General features: G+C 70.9%; 18 protein-coding genes and 3 pseudogenes. 15 read left to right on the plus strand and 6 right to left on the minus strand.

Annotated elements, in window-relative coordinates; all coding sequences use genetic code 11:
- The first annotated feature begins 140 nt into the window (after window positions 1–140).
- Entirely contained in the window at window positions 141–713 is a 573-nt protein-coding gene (locus ACZ4O3_RS23715) for an NADAR family protein (protein ID WP_467724114.1), read from the plus strand.
- A 91-nt stretch (window positions 714–804) separates the two neighbouring features.
- Here the strand turns inward: ACZ4O3_RS23715 and ACZ4O3_RS23720 are convergent, their stop codons facing one another.
- A complete protein-coding gene (locus ACZ4O3_RS23720) occupies window positions 805–1,527 on the minus strand; it encodes a DUF4190 domain-containing protein (RefSeq protein ID WP_467724116.1) in 723 nt (240 codons plus the stop codon).
- 37 nt (window positions 1,528–1,564) lie between these two features.
- Here ACZ4O3_RS23720 and ACZ4O3_RS23725 point away from each other — a divergent pair.
- The 7 genes and pseudogenes from ACZ4O3_RS23725 to ACZ4O3_RS23755 all read left to right on the plus strand — a co-directional run bounded on the left by ACZ4O3_RS23725 (window position 1,565) and on the right by ACZ4O3_RS23755 (window position 9,203).
- A pseudogene (locus tag ACZ4O3_RS23725) lies at window positions 1,565–2,763 on the plus strand (adenosine deaminase).
- Between the two features lie 33 nt (window positions 2,764–2,796).
- Window positions 2,797–3,489, plus strand: coding sequence for a glycerophosphodiester phosphodiesterase (locus ACZ4O3_RS23730; protein ID WP_362726254.1), 693 nt, complete (start codon window positions 2,797–2,799; stop codon window positions 3,487–3,489).
- Between the two features lie 444 nt (window positions 3,490–3,933).
- On the plus strand, window positions 3,934–4,320 hold the full coding sequence (locus tag ACZ4O3_RS23735) for a hypothetical protein (protein WP_467724118.1): 387 nt from the start codon (window positions 3,934–3,936) through the stop codon (window positions 4,318–4,320).
- 119 nt (window positions 4,321–4,439) lie between these two features.
- A complete protein-coding gene (locus ACZ4O3_RS23740) occupies window positions 4,440–5,147 on the plus strand; it encodes a response regulator transcription factor (RefSeq protein ID WP_362726260.1) in 708 nt (235 codons plus the stop codon).
- A 369-nt stretch (window positions 5,148–5,516) separates the two neighbouring features.
- Window positions 5,517–7,220 carry an NAD-dependent malic enzyme gene (locus ACZ4O3_RS23745; protein ID WP_467724120.1) on the plus strand — a complete coding sequence of 568 codons (1,704 nt, stop codon included), beginning with the start codon at window positions 5,517–5,519 and terminating at the stop codon, window positions 7,218–7,220.
- 107 nt (window positions 7,221–7,327) lie between these two features.
- Window positions 7,328–8,251: a LysR family transcriptional regulator gene (locus tag ACZ4O3_RS23750; RefSeq protein ID WP_362723252.1), complete on the plus strand. Its 924-nt coding sequence runs from the start codon at window positions 7,328–7,330 to the stop codon at window positions 8,249–8,251.
- Between the two features lie 73 nt (window positions 8,252–8,324).
- Window positions 8,325–9,203: an SDR family NAD(P)-dependent oxidoreductase gene (locus ACZ4O3_RS23755; RefSeq protein ID WP_467724122.1), complete on the plus strand. Its 879-nt coding sequence runs from the start codon at window positions 8,325–8,327 to the stop codon at window positions 9,201–9,203.
- On the opposite strand, the pseudogene ACZ4O3_RS23760 reads toward ACZ4O3_RS23755, so the two are convergent.
- From ACZ4O3_RS23760 to ACZ4O3_RS23770, 3 genes and pseudogenes are all read right to left on the minus strand, one after another.
- Window positions 9,204–9,393: pseudogene (locus ACZ4O3_RS23760) on the minus strand (ATP-binding protein); the annotation flags it as partial.
- A gap of 198 nt (window positions 9,394–9,591) precedes the next feature.
- Window positions 9,592–10,256: pseudogene (locus tag ACZ4O3_RS23765) on the minus strand (SDR family NAD(P)-dependent oxidoreductase).
- Between the two features lie 46 nt (window positions 10,257–10,302).
- Window positions 10,303–11,385 (minus strand): aldo/keto reductase, encoded by a 1,083-nt coding sequence (locus ACZ4O3_RS23770; protein ID WP_467724123.1) that lies wholly within the window; start codon window positions 11,383–11,385, stop codon window positions 10,303–10,305.
- 342 nt (window positions 11,386–11,727) lie between these two features.
- On the opposite strand from ACZ4O3_RS23770, the gene ACZ4O3_RS23775 reads away from it, so the two are divergent.
- Entirely contained in the window at window positions 11,728–12,540 is an 813-nt protein-coding gene (locus ACZ4O3_RS23775) for an AraC family transcriptional regulator (protein ID WP_467724298.1), read from the plus strand.
- 741 nt (window positions 12,541–13,281) lie between these two features.
- Here ACZ4O3_RS23775 and ACZ4O3_RS23780 read toward each other — a convergent pair.
- Window positions 13,282–14,475: a polyamine ABC transporter substrate-binding protein gene (locus ACZ4O3_RS23780; RefSeq protein ID WP_467724125.1), complete on the minus strand. Its 1,194-nt coding sequence runs from the start codon at window positions 14,473–14,475 to the stop codon at window positions 13,282–13,284.
- Between the two features lie 234 nt (window positions 14,476–14,709).
- Complete coding sequence (locus ACZ4O3_RS23785) at window positions 14,710–16,149, minus strand: gamma-aminobutyraldehyde dehydrogenase (protein ID WP_362728237.1); 1,440 nt, start codon at window positions 16,147–16,149, stop codon at window positions 14,710–14,712.
- A 164-nt stretch (window positions 16,150–16,313) separates the two neighbouring features.
- Here ACZ4O3_RS23785 and ACZ4O3_RS23790 point away from each other — a divergent pair, with 164 nt between their 5' ends.
- From ACZ4O3_RS23790 to ACZ4O3_RS23815, 6 genes are all read left to right on the plus strand, one after another.
- Entirely contained in the window at window positions 16,314–16,832 is a 519-nt protein-coding gene (locus ACZ4O3_RS23790; RefSeq protein WP_089098474.1) for an Lrp/AsnC family transcriptional regulator, read from the plus strand.
- A complete protein-coding gene (locus ACZ4O3_RS23795) occupies window positions 16,817–18,199 on the plus strand; it encodes an aspartate aminotransferase family protein (protein ID WP_362728234.1) in 1,383 nt (460 codons plus the stop codon). The genes ACZ4O3_RS23790 and ACZ4O3_RS23795 overlap by 16 nt, the downstream gene beginning before the upstream one ends.
- A 189-nt stretch (window positions 18,200–18,388) precedes the next feature.
- Window positions 18,389–19,129, plus strand: coding sequence for an ABC transporter ATP-binding protein (locus tag ACZ4O3_RS23800; protein WP_384995408.1), 741 nt, complete (start codon window positions 18,389–18,391; stop codon window positions 19,127–19,129).
- Window positions 19,111–20,427: a hypothetical protein gene (locus ACZ4O3_RS23805; protein ID WP_467724128.1), complete on the plus strand. Its 1,317-nt coding sequence runs from the start codon at window positions 19,111–19,113 to the stop codon at window positions 20,425–20,427. Before ACZ4O3_RS23800 ends, ACZ4O3_RS23805 begins: the two co-directional genes overlap by 19 nt.
- Before the next feature lie 109 nt (window positions 20,428–20,536).
- Window positions 20,537–20,944 carry a VOC family protein gene (locus ACZ4O3_RS23810; protein ID WP_467724130.1) on the plus strand — a complete coding sequence of 136 codons (408 nt, stop codon included), beginning with the start codon at window positions 20,537–20,539 and terminating at the stop codon, window positions 20,942–20,944.
- Window positions 20,945–20,960: 16 nt separating this feature from the next.
- Window positions 20,961–22,091: an LOG family protein gene (locus ACZ4O3_RS23815; RefSeq protein ID WP_467724132.1), complete on the plus strand. Its 1,131-nt coding sequence runs from the start codon at window positions 20,961–20,963 to the stop codon at window positions 22,089–22,091.
- Window positions 22,092–22,228: the final 137 nt, after the last annotated feature.

Here is a 22,228-nt window from a genome sequence, read left to right on the forward strand (position 1 = left end):
GATCCTGGCAGAGCAGAGGGAGTCCAACAAGTGATTCCGTTGTTGCCTTTTGGTTACGCGACGGAATCTGTCGACCAGGTGTCGAGTCAGGGTGGAAAAGGCAGGACGGAGTGTCAGTGGTGCCTGCCAGACTGCCGTGCATGGCGAAGATCGATTCGGCGGAAGCCCTGATCAGGGCGGCCCGGGCGGGGGCCAGGATCAAGTACCTGCACTTCTGGGGACACCGGCCGCGGCCGGACGGACAGCTCTCGGCGAGCTGCCTGAGCCAGTGGTGGCCGTCACCCTTCGTGGTCGACGGTGTCGAGTACGCGACCGCCGAGCACTGGATGATGGCAGGAAAGGCCCGGCTGTTCGGGGACGCGGAGGCCGAGCGCCGGGCCGTGGCGGCCGGACACCCCGCCGGGGCGAAGAAGGCGGGCCGGCTGGTCCGGAACTTCGACGAGGAGACATGGCGGCGGGAGCGCTTCGGGATCGTGACCGAGGGCAGCGTGCACAAGTTCGCCGCCGACCCGGGTCTGCGGGACTACCTGCTCAACACCGGTGACCGGGTCCTGGTGGAGGCGAGTCCGGTGGACCGGGTCTGGGGCATCGGCCTGGCGGCGACGGACGAGGCGGCGGCGGACCCGTCCCGCTGGAGGGGGCTCAACCTGCTGGGGTTCGCGCTGATGGAGGCACGCGAGAGGCTGCGGGCGACGGGGGCCGGCCCGACGTGAAGGGGCGCGGACAACGGCGGGCCCCCGGCCACGCGCAGTCGGCCGTCGCCCCGCCGCCCTCTTCGACGCGTGCTCGCCACGCCACCCCCTGTCAACGCGTGCTCGCCACCACGATCACCACGATGAACGCCACGGCGAGCAGCAGACCCACCGACCCGCAGATGATGCCCGCCAGCGCCTGCCCCCCGTTCGTGGCCTCTCCGCGCCGGACCCGGGCCCGCCCGATCGAACCGAAGACGATGGCCAGCACTCCCATCACCAGCGCGACCGGCCAGGCGCAGAACCCGACGACACTGATGATCCCGGTGACGAGACTCCCCGTGCCCAGCCCGTTGTTGGGCATCGGCTGCGCACCGGGCCAGCCGCCGTATCCGCCGGGCCCGACGGGGTAGGGCGGAAACGGCTGCCCGGGGTAGCCGTACCCCGGGCCCTGGCCGGGACCGGGCGCGACCGGACAGCCGTAGGGGACCTGGCCGGGCCCGCCCGGAGCCATCGGCGGCGGCGGCACCGCCGCGCTCTGCGGATACGGCGGCGCGTAGGGGCCCGGGGCGGGCGGTGTGTAGGGGCTCGGCGCGGGACGGGCACCCGGAGCCGCGAACGGGTCGGCCGCCACGCCCGGAGCCGCGTCCGACGGCGCCGCGTAGGGGTTCGCCCAGCCCTGGGGCGTCGCCCCCTCGTCCGCCCCCGGCATCGCCGCGACCGTCCGCTGGTCATGGACCGAGGGCGGCACCGCTGCCTCCGCTCCCGCTCCGTCCCCCGCCGCAGCCGTCTTGTCCAGCCGTACCCTCGGAGCTTCCGGCGCCTCGTCAGCCATCTCGCGATGTCCCCTCTCCTGCACGCGTGCCGCCGTCATGCTAAGGCCCGTCCGCCTCGAACGCCGGTCCGGCCTACGATGGCCCCGGATCAACGATCAGCCGATCACCGCGCAAGGCGCCAGCTCACGGCCGTACCACCGCCGAGGGCGGCCCGGCGCCGTTCCGGGGAGGAACCCTTGACCGACCACCGCACCGAACCCGCGCCACGCGATGTGCACGCCTTCATCGCCGGGCTGCCGAAGGCCGAACTGCACGTCCACCACGTCGGCTCAGCCTCCCCCCGGATCGTGTCGGAACTGGCCGCCCGGCACCCCGACTCCAAGGTGCCCAGCGATCCCGAGGCGCTGGCCGACTACTTCACCTTCACGGACTTCGCCCACTTCATCGAGGTCTACCTCTCGGTCGTCGACCTGATCCGCACGCCCGAGGACGTCCGGCTGCTCACCTACGAGGTGGCCCGCGAACTGGCCCGCCAGCAGGTGCGCTACGCCGAGCTGACCATCACCCCCTTCTCCTCCACCCGGCGCGGGATCGACGCACGGGCCTTCATGGACGCGATCGAGGACGCGCGGAAGGCGGCGGAGTCCGAGTTCGGGACGGTACTGCGGTGGTGCTTCGACATCCCCGGCGAGGCGGGCCTGGAGGCCGCCGAGGAGACGGTCCGGCTCGCGACCGACGACCGGCTCCGTCCGGAGGGACTGGTCTCCTTCGGTCTCGGCGGCCCCGAGATCGGCGTCCCCCGGCCGCAGTTCAAGCCGTACTTCGACCGGGCCGTCGCGGCCGGCCTGCACTCCGTCCCGCACGCCGGTGAGACCACCGGGCCCCAGACGGTCTGGGACGCCCTGACCGACCTGCACGCCGAGCGCATCGGCCACGGCACCAGCTCCGCGCAGGACCCGAAGCTCCTCGCCCACCTCGCCGAGCACCGCATCGCTCTGGAGGTGTGCCCGACCTCCAACATCGCCACCCGCGCGGTCCGCACCCTGGAAGAGCACCCGATCAGGGCCTTCATGGACGCGGGCGTGCTGGTCACCGTCAACTCCGACGACCCGCCGATGTTCGGCACCGACCTGAACAGCGAGTACGCGGTCGCGGCCCGTCTCCTCGCCCTCGACGAGCGCGGTGTCGCCGACCTCGCGAAGAACGCGGTGGAGGCGTCCTTCCTGGACCGGACGGGCAAGGCGAGGATCTCGGCGGAGATCGACGCGTACACGAAGGCGTGGCTCGCCCCCTGAAAAACGGCTGCGCGACCCTGACACCATGGGCCCATGCAGACCGTGACCGCCGTGGCCCACCGCGGCGACCCCTACCGCTTCCGCGAGAACACGCCGGCCTCCCTGCGTTCCGCGCTCCAACAGGGCGCGGACGCGGTGGAGATCGACGTACGGCTGACGCGTGACGGCGTCCCCGTCCTCCTGCACGACGCGACCCTGAAGCGCCTCTGGGGGGTCGAGCGCCCGCTGAGCGCGCTGTCCGCGGACGAGGTGCGCGGTCTCACGGAGGGCGGTGTACCGACGCTCGCCGAGGCGCTGGCGGCGGTGGACAGCCGGGTGATGATCGACCTGCCCGGCGGTCCGGGCGAGCGGGCGGTGGCGAGGATCGTCGCCGTGGCCCGGGAGAGCGGTGCGGCGGACCGCGTCTACTACACGGGAGACGCGGCGGCGATGCTGGCGGTACGGGCGGCGGACGCGGCGGCGGAGATCGCCCTGACCCGCAAGACACTGGCGCCGGTGCGCCCGGCGCTCCTGGACGTGATCCGCCCCCGCTACCTCAACTACCGCTTCACCCTGCTCGACCACGCCCTGACCGAGCACGTCCATCGCAACGGCCACCTGGTCTCGTGCTGGACCCCGGACACCCGCCGCTCGATGCGCCGTCTGCTGGACATGGGCGTCGACTCCGTCACCACGAACCGGGTGGACATGCTCGACTCGCTCCGCCGCCACCTCACCGACCGCTGAGCGACCGCCGCCGGTCCGCACACCGAGGTCCTGCGCGCCGCACTCGTCCGGGTGGGCGGCACCGACGGCACCTGGCGCGGCAGTGTCGGCGTGCACGGCCTGACGAGCCGCCGCGCGGCGGACCCGGGCGCCCGCTTCCGGGCCGGTTCGACGACGAAGGTGACGGCGGCGGTGCCGACGCTCGCGCCGGAGCACCGCGTCGATCTCGGCGCCCCCGCGCAGCACTGCCTTCCGGGCCTGTTCGACCCCGCCTTCCGGCCTCACCGTAGGGAAGTTGCCGAACCACATCAGCGGCGTCCGGGCGGGCGGCAACTTCGCCGGCTCCTTCTCCGCGCAGTACGCGCACCGCTACGAAGGTGGCCGGGCGCTGGTACGCCTCCGTGGCCGGCCGGCTCGTACTCCGCCCCGCCGGAATCCGGGAGGCCCGCTTTCGCGGCCGGCGACGTGATCTCCACCGCCGCCGACCTGGAACGGCTGCCGGCCTCCCTCCTCCGCGGGCGGATCGTGCCGCCGGGACCGTGGCCGGAGGAGATGTCCACGGCCCCGGCACACATCGAAGGAGCCGTCCACGGCGCCGGGTTGCAGCGGTTCGCGTACGGAGGCCGGGTGTACCGGCTCAGGTCGGGCTCCCGGTACGGCCACGGCGCGGAGCTCGCCGGAACCCGGGACCTGAGCCGGGCCCTCGTCCACTCGGTCGCCGCGACCGACGCCACGGGCGAGGAGACGGACCCGGTGGCCGCGCGATCGCGAAGGCCCGGGGCGCGGGACCGGGTCCAGGCCGTGATCACGGGATACGGGGCTGGTTCGCGCCAGGTGAACACGTCGGAGTGAACCCGGCTCCGCGGGGGGACCTGGTGGGGCGGCCCCCCTCCCGGGGCGGCCGATCCCGGCGTAGCATGTGAACGAAACAGTTTCGTTTACGGAACGGACCTCGCATGGAGAAGACAGGCATGGTCTCCGTACTCGTCGTCAACGACCAATCCCTCCAGCGCCTCGCCCTGCGCATGCTCCTCACCGCCGAGCCGGGCCTGACCGTCGCGGGAGAGGCGACGGACGGGGACGGGGCGATCCGCGCGAGTGCCGAACTCCGCCCGGACGTCGTCCTCATGGACGGCCGGCTGTCCGGGGCGGCCGGCACCGAGACCATCCGGCGCCTCACCCACCCCGCCCCCAGGACCACCCGGACCCCCGGCTTCCCCGCCACCGCGGAGGAGACCCTCGCCCCCCGGGTCCTGGTGCTGACCCCGGCCGAGCAGGAGGCGGAGGCCTGGGCCGCCCTGCGCGCGGGCGCCGGCGGCTTCCTGCTCGACGACGCCGACCCGGCCGAACTGACCGCTGCCATCAAGGTGGTGGCCGCCGGGGACGCCGTCATCACGCCGGGTCTGACACGTGCGCTCATCGACGCGGTCCGCGAGCAGCACACGGTCCGCCCCCTCCCCCGCACTCCGGGGCTCGGCGCCCTCACCGGGCGCGAGCACGATGTCCTGGTCGCCGTGGCCTCCGGCTGGTCCAACGCCGAGATCGCGCAGTGGCTGTCCATCGCCCCGACCACGGTGAAAACCCACGTCAGCAACGTCCTGGCGAAGATCGGCGCCCGCGCCCGCGTGCAGGCGGTGACCTTCGCGTACGAGTCGGGACTGCTCCGGCCTGCGGCCTAGGGGATCCCCGCCGACCACGGTCGAGACGCCGGCGGGCCGGCGTCTCCGCGGCGGAGCCCGCCGGCAGGCAGACCGTCGCCGGCACGTCCTCGGGCGCGAGGGCACGGGCCGCCTTCCGCGGCTCCTCTTTGCTCAGCGCGCACAAGCCTCGGTCGGTGAGGAATGCCCCCGGGTAATGGAAAAGGCGGCCCGCCGCGAACCACGTCATGAAACGCTGACCGGCCGATCGCCAGGGGTTCGCAAAGCGTGCAGATGGCGCGCCAGACATGCCTTCTGGTCATCGATTGGCGCCCATGCAGGCATTGGACGTATGCGTGCCGACGGCCGAGGCTTGCGGACATCACCTGTTCCTCCGACCAGGAGCCGATCATGAGGACCCAGTGGAACGCAGCCGAGGGACACATCGAGACGACCGCGCGCGGCCGTGCCGTGCTCTCCCAGCCCCGCCTCAACCAGGGCACCGCCTTCACCCGTGAGGAACGGCGGTCACTGGGCCTGGTGGGCCTCGTGCCGACGGCGGTGCTGACCCTGGAACAACAGGCCGAGCGGGCGTACCAGCAATACGCGGCCCAGCCGACCGACCTGGCCAAGAACGTCAATCTCACCGCGCTGCACGACCGCAACCAGGTGCTCTTCTACCGGCTGCTCGGTGACCACCTCGACGAGATGCTGCCCATCGTCTACACGCCGACCGTCGGCCGGGCGATCCAGCGCTACAGCAACGAGTACCGGCGCCCGGCCGGCGTGTACCTGTCGGTGGACGAGCCGGAGGACATCGAGGACGCGCTCACGGCCACCGGCCTGGGCCCCGCCGACGTCGACCTGATCGTCGCCACGGACGGCGAGGCCATCCTCGGCATCGGCGACTGGGGCGTGGGCGGTATCGACATCTCGGTGGGCAAGCTCGCCGTCTACACCGCCGCCGCGGGCATCGACCCGAACCGCACCCTGGCGGTCATGCTGGACGTCGGCACCAACCGCCAGGAACTCCTGGAGAGCCCGCTCTACCTGGGCAACCGGCACCCGCGGGTGGACCGGGAGACGTACGACGCCTTCATCGACGCCTACGTCACCACCGCCCGCCGGCTCTTCCCGGACGCCCTGCTGCACTGGGAGGACTTCGGCGCCGCCAACGCCCGCCGGATCCTGGAGCGTTACCGTCCGAACGAGTTCACCTTCAACGACGACGTCCAGGGCACCGGCGCCGTCAACCTCGCCGCCGTGCTCTCCGGGGTGAGGGCCAGCGGGATCGCGCTGCGCGACCACCGTGCGGTGATCTTCGGCGCGGGCACCGCCGGCATCGGCATCGCCGACCAGCTGCGCGACGCCATGGTCGCCGACGGGCTGACCGCCGAGGAGGCCACCGCCCGCATCTACGCCGTGGACCGCTTCGGCCTGCTCACCGACGACCAGGAGGGGCTGCGCGACTTCCAGGTCCCCTACGCCCGTCCCGCCGCCGAGGTCGCCGACTGGCACCGGGACGAGAAGATCGGGGGCATCGCACTGGCCGAGACCGTCGCGCGGGTGCGGCCGACGGTCCTGATCGGCACCTCCGGCCAGGGCGGCTCCTTCACCGAGGACATCGTCCGCACGATGGCCGCCCACACCGACCGCCCGATCGTGCTGCCGATGTCCAACCCGACGGACCTGGCCGAGGCGGTCCCGGCCGACCTGCTGGCCTGGACGGACGGCCGCGCCCTGATCGCCACCGGCAGCCCGTTCCGCCCGGTCGAGCAGGACGGGGTCCGGTACGAGATCGGGCAGGCCAACAACGCGCTGATCTTCCCCGGCCTCGGACTCGGCGCGATCGTCGCCCGGGCCACCCGGGTCACCGACGGCATGCTGGCCGCCGCCGCGCACGCCGTCGCCGGCCGGACCGACGCCACCGGCCCCGGCGCGCCGATCCTGCCCCTCACCGACCAGCTGCGCGAGACCTCGGTCGCCGTGGCGGTCGCGGTGGCCCGCGCCGCCGCCGACGACGGGGTGGCGCGCGTGGCGGTGGACGACTCGGTGGAGGACCGGGTGCGGGCGGCGATATGGAAGCCCGTCTACCCGCCGGTCAAGGCCGTCTGACCCACCGCGCGCCGCGGCGGCGGCCGGCGGAGCATTTCCCGCACCACTCCCCCACATGCACCCACGGTCTGCGTACGGCCCGTCCGATGCGGCGGGAGAATAGGAGCATGGATCTCCAGGTACTGCGCTCCTTCCAGGCCGTGGCCGAGGGGGCGACCGTCACCGAGGCCGCGGCGGCCGCGCACATCACCCAGCCCGCGCTCTCCCGGGCCTTGAACCGGCTGGAGGGCGAGGTCGGCGCGGAACTCCTCCAGCGGGTCGGCCGGGTCCTGCGGCCCACCCCGGCCGGGCGCGTGTTCAAGGAGTACGTCGACACCCTGCTGGACAGCTACGACCGGGGACGGCGGGCGGTGGCCGAGGTCGTCGACCCCGACACGGGCGTGGTGTCGCTGGCCTTCCTGCACACCCTGGGCACCTGGCTCGTACCCACATTGGTCACCGGATTCCGGCAGCGCTTCGCCGCCGTCCGGTTCGAACTGCACCAGGCCGACGAGAACGGTCTCGCCCAGCACCTCCTGGACTCCACCGCGGACCTGATCATCACCGGCAAGGACCCCGGCCATCCGCTGATCACCTGGCGGCGGCTCCTGGTCGAGCCCCTGTGGCTGGCGGTCCCCGCCCGGCACCGGCTCGCGCAGCGACGGCGGGTGCGGCTGGCCGAGGTGGCCGACGAGCAGTTCATCGTGCTCAAGCCGGGCTACGGGCTGCGCAGTGTCACCGAGACCCTGTGCCACCAGGCCGGGTTCAGCCCCCTGGTCGGCTTCGAGGGCGAGGAGGTGGAGACGCTGCGCGGACTCGTCGCGTCCGGTCTCGGCGTCTCCCTGATCCCGGCCGCGCCGGAGGCCACCGCGGCCCCGGAGACCAACCCGGACCTCCCCATCCGCTACCTCAGGCTCACCGACGTACGGGCCGCGCGGGACATCGGCGTCGCCCGCCTGGCCGCCCGCTCCCTGCCCCCGGCCGCCCGGCGCTTCATCGACCACGCCCTGAACACGACGGCCGGGACGGGCGGAGTGCCACGGCACCCCTGAACACCGCGGCGCCCGACGAGACGTCTAACACAACACAGTTGCACTAATAACGAAACCGTGTTGTGCTGTCGTCATGACTTCCCCCACCACCCACACCTGGTTCATCACCGGCACCTCCCGCGGCTTCGGCCGCGATCTCGCGATCGCCGCCCTGGAGGCCGGCGACGACGTCGTCGCCACCGCCCGCAGGCCCGAGCAGCTGGACGGCCTCGTCGAGAAGTACGGTGACCGCGTCCTGCCCGTCGCGCTCGACGTCACCGACCGGCCCGCCGCCGAGGCCGCCCTGCGGGCCGCCGTCGACCGCTTCGGCCGGGTCGACGTCGTGGTCAACAACGCCGGATACGCCAACCTCGCCGCCGTGCAGACGACCCCGGAGGAGGACTTCCGCCGCCAGTTCGACACGAACTTCTGGGGCGTCTACAACGTCTCCACCGCCGCGCTCCCGCTCCTCAGGGCCCAGGGCGGCGGCACCATCGTGCAGTTCTCCTCCATCGGCGGCCGCGTCGGCTCCACCCCCGGCCTCGGCTCCTACCAGGCCGCCAAGTTCGCCGTGGACGGCTTCACCCGGGTCCTCGCGGCCGAGACCGCACCCTTCGGCATCCACTGCCTGGTCGTGGAACCCAGCGGCTTCGCCACCGACTGGGCCGGCCCCTCGATGCGGATCCCCGAGGTGGCCCCGGAGTACGAGCCGACCGTCGGGGAGATGGTCCGCCGACTGGGCGGTGCCGCCGCCGGCGACCCGAGGCGTGCCGGGGAGATCCTGGTCCGGGTCGTCAAGTCACCGAACCCGCCCACGCACCTGCTCCTCGGCGTCGACGCCGTCGAGATGGCGCAGAGCTACTCGCGTGCCCAACTGGAGGAGGCCGGCACCTGGGAGCAGGTGAGCCGCTCGGCCGACTCCGACCAGGACTACCCGGCCGAACTCCCCGAGGGCGCCCGGCCGACGGACTGAGTAGCCGACTTCGTCCAGGACGAGGACGGCTGGCCGCAGGTAGCTTCCGAGTTTGGTCAGGCGCCGCCCACGCCCGGCGGTCCGAGCAGGGCTGCGTCGCCTTGGCCTCGACGAAGGAGAGCGGGGCCAGGTCATTGACCTCGTGGGGGGGGGCGAGCTCGGGCTGGAACGAGAAGTCGTAATCCTGTACGACCGCCGCCCGGCGACCCATGCGGTCAGCACTGGATACGGAGTGTCGCCAGACGCCCAGCCCCTGCGGCGTCGACTCAAGGACTGCGGCTGAGACCCATCCCTGCCAGGCCGTCGCTTGGTCGATTCCAACAACGGAACCTGTGGCCATCCCCCACGGCAGACGGCCACAGGATGTCCGGAGATTGCGGTCCCAGGGTCAGGGAACGGAGTAGCCGCCGTCGACGGGCGGTGCGATGCCGGTGACAAAGCTCGACTTGCCGGAGCAGAGCCAAACGACAGCGTCGGCGATCTCCTCGGCACGGGCGATCCTGCCGAGGGGGTGAGCGTCGGCGAGTGACTTCCGCGCCTGGTCGTCCAGGGTTGCGATCATGGGAGTGTCCACGAGACCGGGGCATACGGCGTTGATGCGGATGCCGTGCGGTGCGGCCTCAAGCGCGGAGCTCTTGGTCATCGCGATCTCCGCAGCCTTGGTGGCCGTATAGCCAGAGAACCCCGCGACGCCCACCAGCCCCGCAGCTGAGGACATGTTCACGATCGCGCCGGCCCCTTGAGCGACCATGTACTGCAGCTCGTACTTCATCGACAGGAAGACGCCACGGCAAGGTCCAGGCGGCCGGTGCCGTCGGCCGCAGTCCGGACGGCCATTTCCACCTGGGACTCGTCGGTGATGTCCGCCACCACATAGCGAGCCGAGCCACCGCGGGCCTCAATCTGGCTGACGGTCTCCTGCAGGGTTTCCACCGTACGGCCCGCGACCGTCACCAGCGCCCCCTCGGCGGCCAGCGCCAGGGCTGACGCCCGCCCTATGCCGCTCCCACCGCCGGTGATGAGCACCGACCTGTCAGCGAACTGCTTGGTCATATCTGTCCTTCGTTTTCACATTGCATCTCGGGAACTGGAGCCGAGGTCAGTAGCGGGCGTCGCTGATCTGCAGCAGCGGCGACACGATCGACGGGACTCCGTCCACTGTCGCTCCCGTGAACTGCAGCATGCGGGCCAGCATCCTGTTGTTGTCGGCCGGGAAGTTCAGGGCGGGAGCGGACACCTCGTCGAGGGTGGCGCGCTGAGTCTCGGTGAGGGCGACCTCCAGAGCACCCAGATTGGCCTCAAACTGGTCCAGGCGACGCGCGCCGATCAGAGTGGAGGCAATTCCGGATCGCGCGTGGACCCAGGCCAGGGCTACTTGGGCGGAACTCGCGCCCACCTCGCCGGCGACGGTGTTGAGGGCGTCAATGACGATGTAGTCGGTCTCGCTGGGGGTGCCGACCAGTTGTGCGCGAGCAGTGTCCACGGGGAGGGTGCTGCTGCTGGAGTACTTACCAGACAGGAACCCGCTCTTCAGCGGCCCCCAGGCCATGACACCCATGCCCAGGGCCTGGGCCATGGGGAGGAGCTCCCCCTCCGAGGTCCGCTCGAGCAGGGAGTACTCCAGTTGCAATGCGGTGATGGGAGCCCAGCCTCGGAAGCGCCCGATGGTGGCTGCTTCGGCCGTCGCCCACGCGGGCACGTCGGAGAAGCCGACGTAGCGAACCTTGCCGTCGCTGACCAAGTCGTCCAGGGCGCGAAGGGTCTCCTCCACGGGCGTGGAGGGGTCGAAGTTGTGCAGCCAGTAAATGTCGACATAGTCGGTCTGGAGGCGTCGGAGCGAGTTCTCGAGCTGCTGCACGATTGCCTTACGGCCGGCTCCGCCGCCGTTGGGGTCATTTTCGTACAGGTTGCCGAAGAACTTCGTGCCCAGAACGACTCGATCGCGAAGTCCGGGCCGCTCGGCGAAGTAGTCGCCGACGATCTTCTCGGCATGGCCGTTGGTGTAGATGTTGGCCGTGTCGATCGAGTTGCCGCCCCTGTCCAGATAGGCGGCGATGATGTTCCTGGCCTCTTCCGGGCTGCAACCCCAACCGTGATCCTCGCCGAATGTCATTGTGCCCAGCGTGAACGGGCTTATTCGCAGTCCCGAGCGGCCCAGCGTGGCGAAGGAATCGAGGGTCATTGTGAATCTCCAAGCTGATGGGGATGTACGTCACCACGCGAAACGGCATGCCCCCGGCTTCGGCGTATCGGTCATCCGTCCGCGCCCGCGATCTGGCGACCGGAGCCATGAGGCGGCGGCGTGAATACCGTTTCTCTGTGTTCCTCCATTGGAGCCCACTCGGCGCAAGCCACCTAGAACAACCTGCGCAATTCCTTGCACGATACGCTCAAACCTGCGTGCATCTCGTTGCCCGAGCGCAGGCGCTCATGGTCTCCTGGCGTAGTGGACCACCTTGATGAACTGCGTCACCGGATTGCGCGACTCGCCGCAGTCAGCCAGCGACCGTTGGCGATCGAAGGAATGACGGTGTTCTCGGCCCGGCATGTGACCGAACCTCTGGGCATGGTCGTCGAGCCCACGTTCGCTCTGGTCCTCCAGGGGGCGAAACGCTCCATACTCAATGACCGCATCCTCGATTACCACGCGAGCCAGTACCTCGTTGTGACCGTCGATCTCCCGCTGACCTCTCAGATCACACGCGCCACGTTCGACGAGCCGTTTCTCGCGTTCGGACTGCCGCTACGATCCGCGACCATCGCCGAACTGCTGATGGAGGCCGGCTCCACTGCGTTCCGCCCTCACGACGGGCCCGGCATCGCCACCAGCGACGCCGACGACAAACTACTGGATGCTGTCGCCCGGCTGCTGCGCCTGCTGGACGAGCCACGTGACCTCGCGATTCTCGCTCCTGGCGTGCAACGGGAGATTCACTGGCGCCTGCTGAACGGACCCCAAGGCGGCCTGGTCAGACAGATCGGCCTGGCCGATAGCCGTGTGTCCCTCGTCTCCCGCGCCATCACATGGATCACGGCCCACTACGACGAAGTGATCCGGATCGACGACCTCGCCGACGAAGTCAACACAAGCGTCTCTTCACTCAACCGGCACTTCCGCGCGGTGACCGCCATGAGTCCGCTGCAGTACCAGAAGCAGCTGCGACTGCAAAAGGCCCGCCTGCAACTCATCGCAGCGCCACATGACGTCGCCGCGATTGGTGCCACCGTGGGGTACAACAGCCCGTCGCAGTTCAGCCGCGAGTACCGGCGTATGTTCGGAGTCCCGCCGGTTCAGGACGCACAACGCCTCCAAACCGCTGAGCTGGTGCGAGAGTAGGCAGTCGGTCACGCCGCTCACCGTGCGGCAGTCGCTTTCACGGGTGAGCGTGGAGTCGCGATACTCCGTGCTCAAGACCCTGTCCCGCACTGCTATCACGGGTGACGACATCGACCGTGCACTGGTCGGAGCGAAGCCAAGGCTCACCCCTGCTGCCCCGGCCTAGTCCACGAACAGGCCCGGCGTGCGCGCCACCTGAACCGCCTCCACCTGTTGATCAGCGATGGGCCGGCCGGCGCCACGCCCTGAGGCGGGCCGTCACCGAACAGGAGACGCCGGCTTCGTCCACAGGGTTGGGGGACGCACTGCGGGGGGTGCCCTTGAGGAGCGCCGACACCGTGGCGAGCGGCCCGGCTGCCCGATCAGGGAGCAGGTGAGCACGGCCGTGTCCCCGTCCACCGAACCCGGCGAGGCGACGACCGACGCGAAGGACGCCGGGGTGATCGGTGACGGCCCGCCTCATGGTGAGGCGCCGCCGAAAGGTTCGGCGCGGGTCGCGGGCGGGTGCCGGTGCGAAAGAAACACCCGCGGCCTCGAGTACCTCGTTCACCCGCCGTAGCTCGCCGTTCTCCTTTTCCGGCTGCCGAGCCCGTGCGGACTCGTCACGGGTGGCAGGAGCCTGCGGGGCAGCCTGGACATCGTGCTTCTTCACCCGGTGCCGCCGGGCTTCGGGATGATCGCCGAGCAGATCACCGGCCTCACGCATGGTCCCCGGCCGGCCCGGCGACCGCAGGCCGGCGCCTACAGCCCCACGATCTTGTTCCACCGCTTCGCGAAGTCCACGCGTTCGGCCGAGGTGATGTCGCGGGCGATGGCGAGGCGCCTGCGCATCGCCGTGTTCGGGAAGATCAGGGGGTTCTCGGCGAGGGCCGCGGTGTCCTTGTCCTTGGAGTCGGCGAGCACCTGCCGGGCCGCCGGGACGGGGCAGACGTAGTTGACCCAGGCGGCCAGCCGGGCGGCGACCTCGGGCTCGTAGTAGTGGTCGGCCAGGCGCTCGGCGTTGACCTTGTGGTCGGCGCGGTCCGGGATCATCAGGGAGTCCGACCACAGCTCCGCGCCCTCCTCCGGGACGAGGAAGCGGATGTCGGGGTTGTCGGCCTGGAGCTGGATCACGTCACCGGAGTACGCCTGGCAGGCCAGCACGTCGCCGCTGACCAGGTCCTTGGTGTAGTCGTTGCCGGTGAAGCGGCGGATCTGACCGCGGGCCACCTGCTTGTCCACCTCGTCGCAGACGTCGTAGAAGTCGTCGGCGGTCCACTTGGTGATGTCCACCCCGTTGCCCTGCATCAGCAGCGCGAACGCCTCGTCGAGACCGGAGAGCAGGGTCACCCGGCCCTTGAGGTCGCTCGCCCACAGGTCCTTGACGTGCCGGATCTCGCGGCCCAGCTTGCGGTGGTCGTAGGCGATGCCGGTGATGCCCGACTGCCAGGGCACCGTGTACCGGCGGCCCGGGTCGAATGCGGGCGAGCGGAGCAGCGGGTCCAGGTACCTCGCCACGTGCGGCTGGTGGGCGCGGTCCATCTTCTGGACCCAGCCGAGCCGGACGAACCGCGCGCACATCCAGTCGCTGATGACGATCAGGTCGCGGCCGGTGGACTGGTGGTTCATCAGCGCCGGGCTGATCTTGCCGAAGAACTCGTCGTTGTCGTTGATCTCCTCGATGTAGTCGACGGAGATCCCGGTCTGCTTCTCGAAGGCGTCGAGGGTGGGCCGCTTGTTCGGGTCGTCGTCGTCGACGTCGGTGTACAGCGGCCAGTTCGCGAAGACCAGCCTGCGGTCCCGGGCGGACACGTCGGTGACGTCGCGGTCGTCGGCCTTGACGTAGGCGGCGGGCACCCCGCAGCCGGCCAGGGCGCCCAGCGCGGCGGCACCGCCGAGCGCGCGCAACAGGGAGCGACGGGACGGCCCGGGCGTTCGAGAGGGATTCTGGGGCACACCTGAAGCATGTCCCGCCTGCCCGCGGCCGGGCAATCGACGCTGCGTCGAGCCCTCTGACGCGGACCGGACACCTTGTCGATGACCTGGGTCGACGCGGCGTTGCACGGCCGGTCACCGGGGGCCGACGGCAAAGCGCTGCCCGGGGACTCCTCGTCCCCGGGCAGCGCCACGTACCCAGCGGCGCGGGAACCCGGGCGACCAGCCCCGCCCCCCACCGCGCCGCATCCGGACCTACGCGTCCAGCGACGTCATCACGTGCTTGATCCGCGTGTAGTCCTCGAACCCGTACCCCGACAGGTCCTTGCCGTAGCCGGACTTCTTGAACCCGCCGTGCGGCATCTCCGCGACCAGCGGGATGTGCGTGTTGATCCACACGCAGCCGAAGTCCAGCTTCTTGGACATCCGCATCGCCCGCCCGTGGTCCTTGGTCCACACGGAGGAGGCCAGCGCGTACTCGACGCCGTTGGCCCACTCGGTGGCCTGGTCCTCGTCCGTGAAGGACTGGACGGTGATGACCGGCCCGAAGACCTCGTTCTGGATGATCTCGTCGTCCTGCTTGAGCCCGGAGACGACGGTCGGGGCGTAGAAGTAGCCCTTGTCGCCGACCCGCTGTCCGCCGGCCTCGACCTTGGCGTGGGCGGGCAGCCGCTCGATGAACCCGGAGACCTGCTTGAGCTGGTTGGGGTTGTTCAGGGGGCCGAACAGCACGTCCTCGTCGTCCGGCTGCCCGGTCTTCGTCTCGGCCGCGGCCTTGGCGAGCGCGGCGACGAACTCGTCGTGGATGGACTCCTGGACCAGGACGCGGGTGGCGGCCGTGCAGTCCTGGCCGGCGTTGAAGAAGCCCGCGACGGAGATGTCCTCGACGGCCTTGGCGATGTCGGTGTCCTCGAAGACGACGACCGGCGCCTTGCCGCCCAGCTCCAGGTGGACCCGCTTGAGGTCCTTGGAGGCGGACTCGGCGACCTGCATGCCGGCGCGCACGGAGCCGGTGATGGAGGCCATCGCCGGAGTCGGGTGCTCGACCATGAGACGGCCGGTGTCACGGTCGCCGGTGACGACGTTGAAGACGCCCTTGGGGAGGATGCCGCCGAGGATCTCGGCCATCAGGACGGTCGACGCCGGGGTGGTGTCGGACGGCTTGAGTACGACCGTGTTGCCCGCGGCGAGCGCCGGTGCGAACTTCCACACGGCCATCATCATCGGGTAGTTCCAGGGCGCGACCTGCGCGCAGACACCGATCGGCTCGCGGCGGACGATGGAGGTGAGCCCCTCCATGTACTCGCCGGCCGAGCGGCCCTCCAGCATCCGCGCGGCACCCGCGAAGAAGCGGATCTGGTCGACCATCGGCGGGATCTCCTCGGAGCGGGTCAGCCCGACGGGCTTGCCCGTGTTCTCCACCTCGGCCGCGATGAGCTCCTCGGCGCGCTCCTCGAACGCGTCGGCGATCTTCAGGAGGTACTTCTGGCGCTCGGCGGGCGTGCTGTCCCGCCACGCCGGGAAGGCCGCCGCGGCGGCCGCCATGGCCGCGTCGACGTCCGCCGCCCCGGACAGCGGCGCCGTCGCGTACGCCTCGCCCGTCGCGGGGTTGACCACCTCGGTGGTCCGTCCGTCGGCGGCGTCCCGGAACTCACCGTCGATGTAGTTGCGCAGACGACGCAGCTCGGTGCTCACTGCCGGCCCTCCAAGTTCGGGTGTCCATTGACTGAGACACCACAGTAATCCGAGATCCCACGTTTTCAACACCCCCACTGGCATCCCTTCTGCGAAATCCGCAATACCAGCCACCACAAACAACGAATTTCATCGCTACGGCCTTGCGGAACCGTCGAGACGTCGTGCACAGTGAGGTCGTGGCCAGTCGAAGCGCAGACCAGAGGGACTCCTCCCGCGAGTCCAGGAACGGCACCCCGCAGTTGGACGCCGTTTCCCTCGCCATCATCCAGCAGCTCCAGGAGGACGGCCGCCGGCCGTACGCCGCGATCGGCAAGGCCGTCGGCCTGTCGGAGGCGGCCGTGCGCCAGCGCGTCCAGAAGCTGCTGGACCAGGGCGTGATGCAGATCGTCGCCGTGACGGACCCGCTCACCGTGGGCTTCCGCAGGCAGGCGATGGTCGGCGTCAACGTCGAGGGCGATGTCGAGTCGATCGCGGACGCGCTGACGGCCATGTCGGAAGTCGAGTACGTGGTGATGACCGCGGGCTCGTTCGACATCCTCGCGGAGATCGTCTGCGAGGACGACGACCACCTGCTGGACGTCATCAACAAACGCATCCGGGCGCTGCCCGGCGTGCGCTCCACCGAGAGCTTCGTCTACCTGAAGCTGAAGAAGCAGACCTACATGTGGGGAACCCGATAACCGTGACCCAGAAGGACCTCAGCCGCACCGCGTACGACCACCTGTGGATGCACTTCACCCGCATGTCCTCGTACGAGAACTCGCCCGTCCCGACCATCGTCCGGGGTGAGGGCACCTACATCTACGACGACAAGGGCAAGCGCTACCTCGACGGTCTCGCGGGCCTGTTCGTGGTCCAGGCCGGTCACGGCCGCACGGAACTCGCCGAGACCGCCTTCAAGCAGGCCCAGGAACTGGCGTTCTTCCCGGTGTGGTCGTACGCCCACCCGAAGGCCGTCGAGCTCGCGGAGCGGCTGGCCGACTACGCCCCCGGCGACCTGAACAAGGTCTTCTTCACCACGGGCGGCGGCGAGGCCGTGGAGACCGCCTGGAAGCTCGCCAAGCAGTACTTCAAGCTGCAGGGCAAGCCGACCAAGTACAAGGTCATCTCCCGCGCGGTCGCCTACCACGGCACCCCGCAGGGCGCCCTGTCCATCACCGGCCTGCCGGGCCTGAAGGCCCCCTTCGAGCCGCTGGTCCCCGGCGCGCACAAGGTCCCGAACACCAACATCTACCGCGCCCCGCTCTTCGGCGACGACCCGGAGGCCTTCGGCCGCTGGGCCGCCGACCAGATCGAGCAGGAGATCCTCTTCGAGGGCGCGGACACCGTCGCCGCGGTCTTCCTGGAGCCCGTGCAGAACGCCGGCGGCTGCTTCCCGCCCCCGCCCGGCTACTTCCAGCGGGTCCGCGAGATCTGCGACAAGTACGACGTGCTGCTCGTCTCCGACGAGGTCATCTGCGCCTTCGGCCGGCTGGGCACGATGTTCGCCTGCGACAAGTTCGGCTACGTCCCGGACATGATCACCTGCGCCAAGGGCATGACCTCGGGCTACTCCCCGATCGGCGCCTGCATCGTCTCCGACAGGATCGCCGAGCCGTTCTACAAGGGCGACAACACCTTCCTGCACGGCTACACCTTCGGCGGCCACCCGGTCTCCGCGGCGGTGGGTCTCGCCAACCTCGACCTGTTCGAGCGCGAGAACATCAACCAGCACGTGCTCGACAACGAGGGCGCGTTCCTGTCCACCCTGCAGAAGCTGCACGACCTGCCGATCGTCGGCGACGTCCGCGGCAACGGCTTCTTCTACGGCATCGAGCTGGTGAAGGACAAGAACACCAAGGAGTCCTTCAACGACGAGGAGACCGAGCGCGTCCTGTACGGCTTCCTCTCCAAGGCGCTGTTCGAGAACGGCCTGTACTGCCGTGCCGACGACCGCGGCGACCCGGTCGTCCAGCTCGCCCCGCCGCTGATCTCCAACCAGGAGACCTTCGACGAGATCGAGCAGATCCTGCGCGCCACGCTGACGGAGGCGTGGACGAAGCTCTGATCATCGGATCGGCGGTCCGATCCGGCCCCGGTGCCGTCCGTTCGAGTGAGAACGGAGGCCCGGGGCCGTGTGCTGTCCGGGCTCGGCCCCCGACCTGCCTAGCGTGCACGTGACCGATCGGCCCAGCCTTCGTTCCCCCGGACGGGGGATCGGACGCGCGGAAACGGATCAGAACCGAGGTGTACGCCCATGGAGGCCCCGCCGGACAACGACGTGCTGTGGGCACGCTCCCTGCACTTCCGCCACCAGGACGGCTCGCCCGGTGTCACCGGTGTCTCGCTCGGTGTGCGGGAGGGCGAGATCCTCGCCGTCAGCGGCCCGCGCGGCAGTGGCAAGACCACGCTGCTGAGGTGCCTGTCCGGTCTGGTCCCGGCGCAGCACGGCGAGGTCTGGTTCAACAGCATGGCCGTACACCGGATGGGCCCGCTCACCCGCGAGCGGCTCCGCCGCGACCGCTTCGGCTGGATCGACCCGGCCCCCGCGCTGGTCCCCGAGCTGAACGTCTGGGAGAACACCGCCCTGCCGCTGATGCTGCGGGGCACCGGCCGCCGCCGGGCCAAGGTGGCCGCACTGGAGTGGCTGGAGCGCCTCGACGTCGGAGACCGGGCCCGTCGCCACCCGGCGGAGCTCCAGCAGTCCGAGCGCCAGCGCGTCTGCGTCGCCCGCGCGCTCGCCCCCTCCCCCACGATCCTCTTCGCGGACGAACCGACCGCGCCGCTGCACCGCGCCGACCGCGCCCACGTGCTGCGCACCCTCACCACGGCGGCCCGCTCGCACGGCATCACGGTCGTCCTCGCCACGCACGACGCCGAGACGGCGGCGCTCGCCGACCGCACCGTCGCGCTCCTGGACGGGCGCCGGGTGAACACCCTCCACCTGCCGCCGGTCCCCGAGACGGAAGGCCGGGCCGAGTGCTCGCTCTCCGTCTGAGCCGCGCCGCCCGTCCGGCCGTCCACCTGCGCCGACTCCTGGTGGCCGCGGCGGCCGGCGGTACGGGCTTCCTGCTGCTGTCCGCCCTCGGCTACGCGATGGTCCACCCGACCCACTCCACGGCCGCGCTGCTGCGCCTGTCGTGGTGCGCGATCCCGCTCGCCGCCACGGTGTACCTCGCGGTCGCGGTCGCCCGCACCGACCCCGGCACCAGGCCGCGCCCGGGCCTGTCCGCCCTGGGACTGGGCCCGGGCCGCCTGATGGCCGTCGCCGCCCTGAACACGGCCCTGGCCTGCACCCTGGGCTCGCTGCTGGCCCTCCTGGTCTTCCTGCACCTGCGCGGAGACCTCACGGGCATGCCCTTCGACGGCGCGGCGAAGGACTTCCTGGCGGCGAACAGGTCCCTGCCCGTCCCGGCGGCCCTGACCCTCCTGGCCGTGCTCCCGGTGCTCGCCTCCGCGGCGGTGGCGGTGACCCTGCGCCCGAGGGACCTGCCGGGGCCGGCGGGCCGGGCGGGTGTGTACGGACGCTTCGGGGCCCGCCTCTTCACCGCCGTGCCGCGCCCCGCGGCACCGTCCACGGCAGGCCGCGCCACCGGCACGGCGGCGCCGGCCGCGGACGCCCCCGCCGGGGACGGCACCCGGCAGTCGCCGGCGGGGGAAGCCCCGCCCCCCGCGGCCGCACCGGAGCCGACGGCGCTCGGCAAGTCGCCCAGCGGCCTGCCCTGGGGCATCGCCGTACTCGCCGCGGGCCTCGCCGTGGAGTCCTACGCCGGCGCCACCCCTCGCACCACCCTCCCCGGCGGCCTGGCCGTGAGCCCCGTCGGCGTCCTCGCCGGCTGGTCGCTCACCGCCCTGGGCCTGGTCCTCGCCGCCCCCGGCCTCACCCACCTCTGCGGCCGCCTGCTGCAGACCCTCCGTCCCGGCGCCCTCCGCCTGCTGGCCGGCCGGGGCCTGATGGCGGAGGCCACCCGGATCGGCCGCCCGCTCGGCGTCGTCTGCGCGGTGGCGTCCGCGGGCTTCGCGGCCCTCACGCTCTACGACGACGGCGACGCCCTCGGCCCGCTCACCACCCTCGGCGGTGTCGTGGTCGCCGGCTGTGCGCTGGCCACCCTGCTGACCGCGGCCGTGGAGGCCCGCCAGTCCCGCGCCGACACCACCGCGGCCCTGCTCCGCCTCGGCGCCCCGGCCACCGCGCTGCGCAGCGCCGCGGCCCTGCGCACCGGCGCCCTGCTGGCCTTCTTCGCCCCGCCGACCCTGCTGGTCGCCGACCTCGCCGCGCTGCCCCTCACGCGCTGAGACGTCGTACGGACGAACCGCGGCAGCAAAATCCGAACCCGCCGATGACTTTCGCACCCGCCTTCGGTCTGTCCCCCCGAACCGCACGACATCCGAGGGAGAGACCCCCATGTACCAGCAGATGATCTTCGTGAACCTGGCCACCGCCGACGTCCCCGCGTCGCGGAAGTTCTTCACGGAGCTCGGCTACTCGATCAACCCGCAGTTCAGCGACGACAACTGCGCCTGTGTCGTGATCAGCGACACGATCATCGCGATGTTCCTGAGCAAGCAGCGCTACGCCGACTTCACCAAGAAGGAGATCGCCGACTCGGCCAAGACCAGCGAGGTGCTGATCTGTCTGAGCGCGGAGAGCCGCGGGAAGGTCGACGAACTGGTGGAGAAGGCGGTCGCGGCGGGCGGCACGGCGAACGACGACGTCCAGGACCAGGGCTTCATGTACGGCCGTTCCTTCGACGACCTCGACGGTCACAGCTGGGAGGTCGTGTGGATGGACCCGGCGGCCGTGCAGGGCTGACGCCTAGGGTGGGCGGGTGCATCAGACACCCGCCCAGCCGCAGCCCCACCGTGCCGCCCACGACCGTGAGATCGAGTCCCTCGCCGAGTTCGACGAGGTCGTCGCCGCGCACGCCACGCTCGCCCAGTACCGCGTCCAGACCGTCGACCTGACGGACCGTACGGACGCCCTGCTCACCACCGACACCGCCGGCGCGGTCTTCCTCGGCTGCCCGATGTCGGCCGAGGCCGCCGCCCGGGTCCGCGCCTCGGGCGCCCTGGTGTTCCCGCCCGTCCCCGACCTCCCCTTCGATCCGTACCGCGCCTTCGTCTACACACCCGGCGAACTGTTCGACGCGCTCGGCGAGGGCTACGAGGCGACCCCGGACGCCCGTTCGTACGCCTGGTTCCAGCGGACCAAGGCGGACGGCGACATATTCGCCTCGATGCTCCGCTCGATCCACGACGACGCGGTCTCCGACGCGCTCGACGAACTCCTCGACGGCGCCCGGGTGGTGGGCGTCATGGGCGGGCACGCGATGGCGCGCGGCACGGCGGAGTACGGCGGGGCCGCCCGGCTCGGCCGGGAGCTGGCGCGCGCCGGTTACACGGTGGCCACCGGGGGCGGTCCGGGAGCGATGGAGGCGGCGAACCTGGGCGCGTACGCGGCGCCCTTCGACGACGGGATGCTGGAGGAGGCGCTGCGGATCCTCGCCAAGGCACCGTCGTTCCGGCCCTCGGTCACCGACTGGGCCCGGGCGGCCTTCGAGGTCCGCGAGCGCTGGCCGGACGGCGGTGCCTCGGTCGGCATCCCCACCTGGTTCTACGGCCACGAGCCGCCGAACGCCTTCGCCGCGCACATCGCCAAGTACTTCGCCAACGCCACCCGCGAGGACGGCCTGCTGGCCCGCTCCAACGCCGGCGTGGTGTTCCTGCCGGGCGCCGCCGGGACCGTGCAGGAGATCTTCGAGAACGCGACACCCAACTACTACGGGTCACGGGGCGAGCCGACCCCGATGGTGCTCGTGAACGAGGCGCACTGGAGCGAACGGCTGCCCGCCTGGCAGCTGTTGACCTCGCTTGCCCGGGAGCGGCCGATGGCGTCCCGTATCACCCTGGTTGACCGGATCGAGCAGGCTTCTGAGGCGCTGAAACGTCTCGGCAGTTAATAAGCAGGCAAAGTCAACACCTGTGGACCGCATATGCATTGACAGTACTTACGGCACACTTATAGACCTGTGAGTCTCCCGGGGTTGCTGATGCCTCACCTCGCGTTGCGTCAACTCCCCTTCAAGCCCCCCGCAGT

This window comes from Streptomyces sp. NPDC026515 (genome assembly GCF_055567595.1).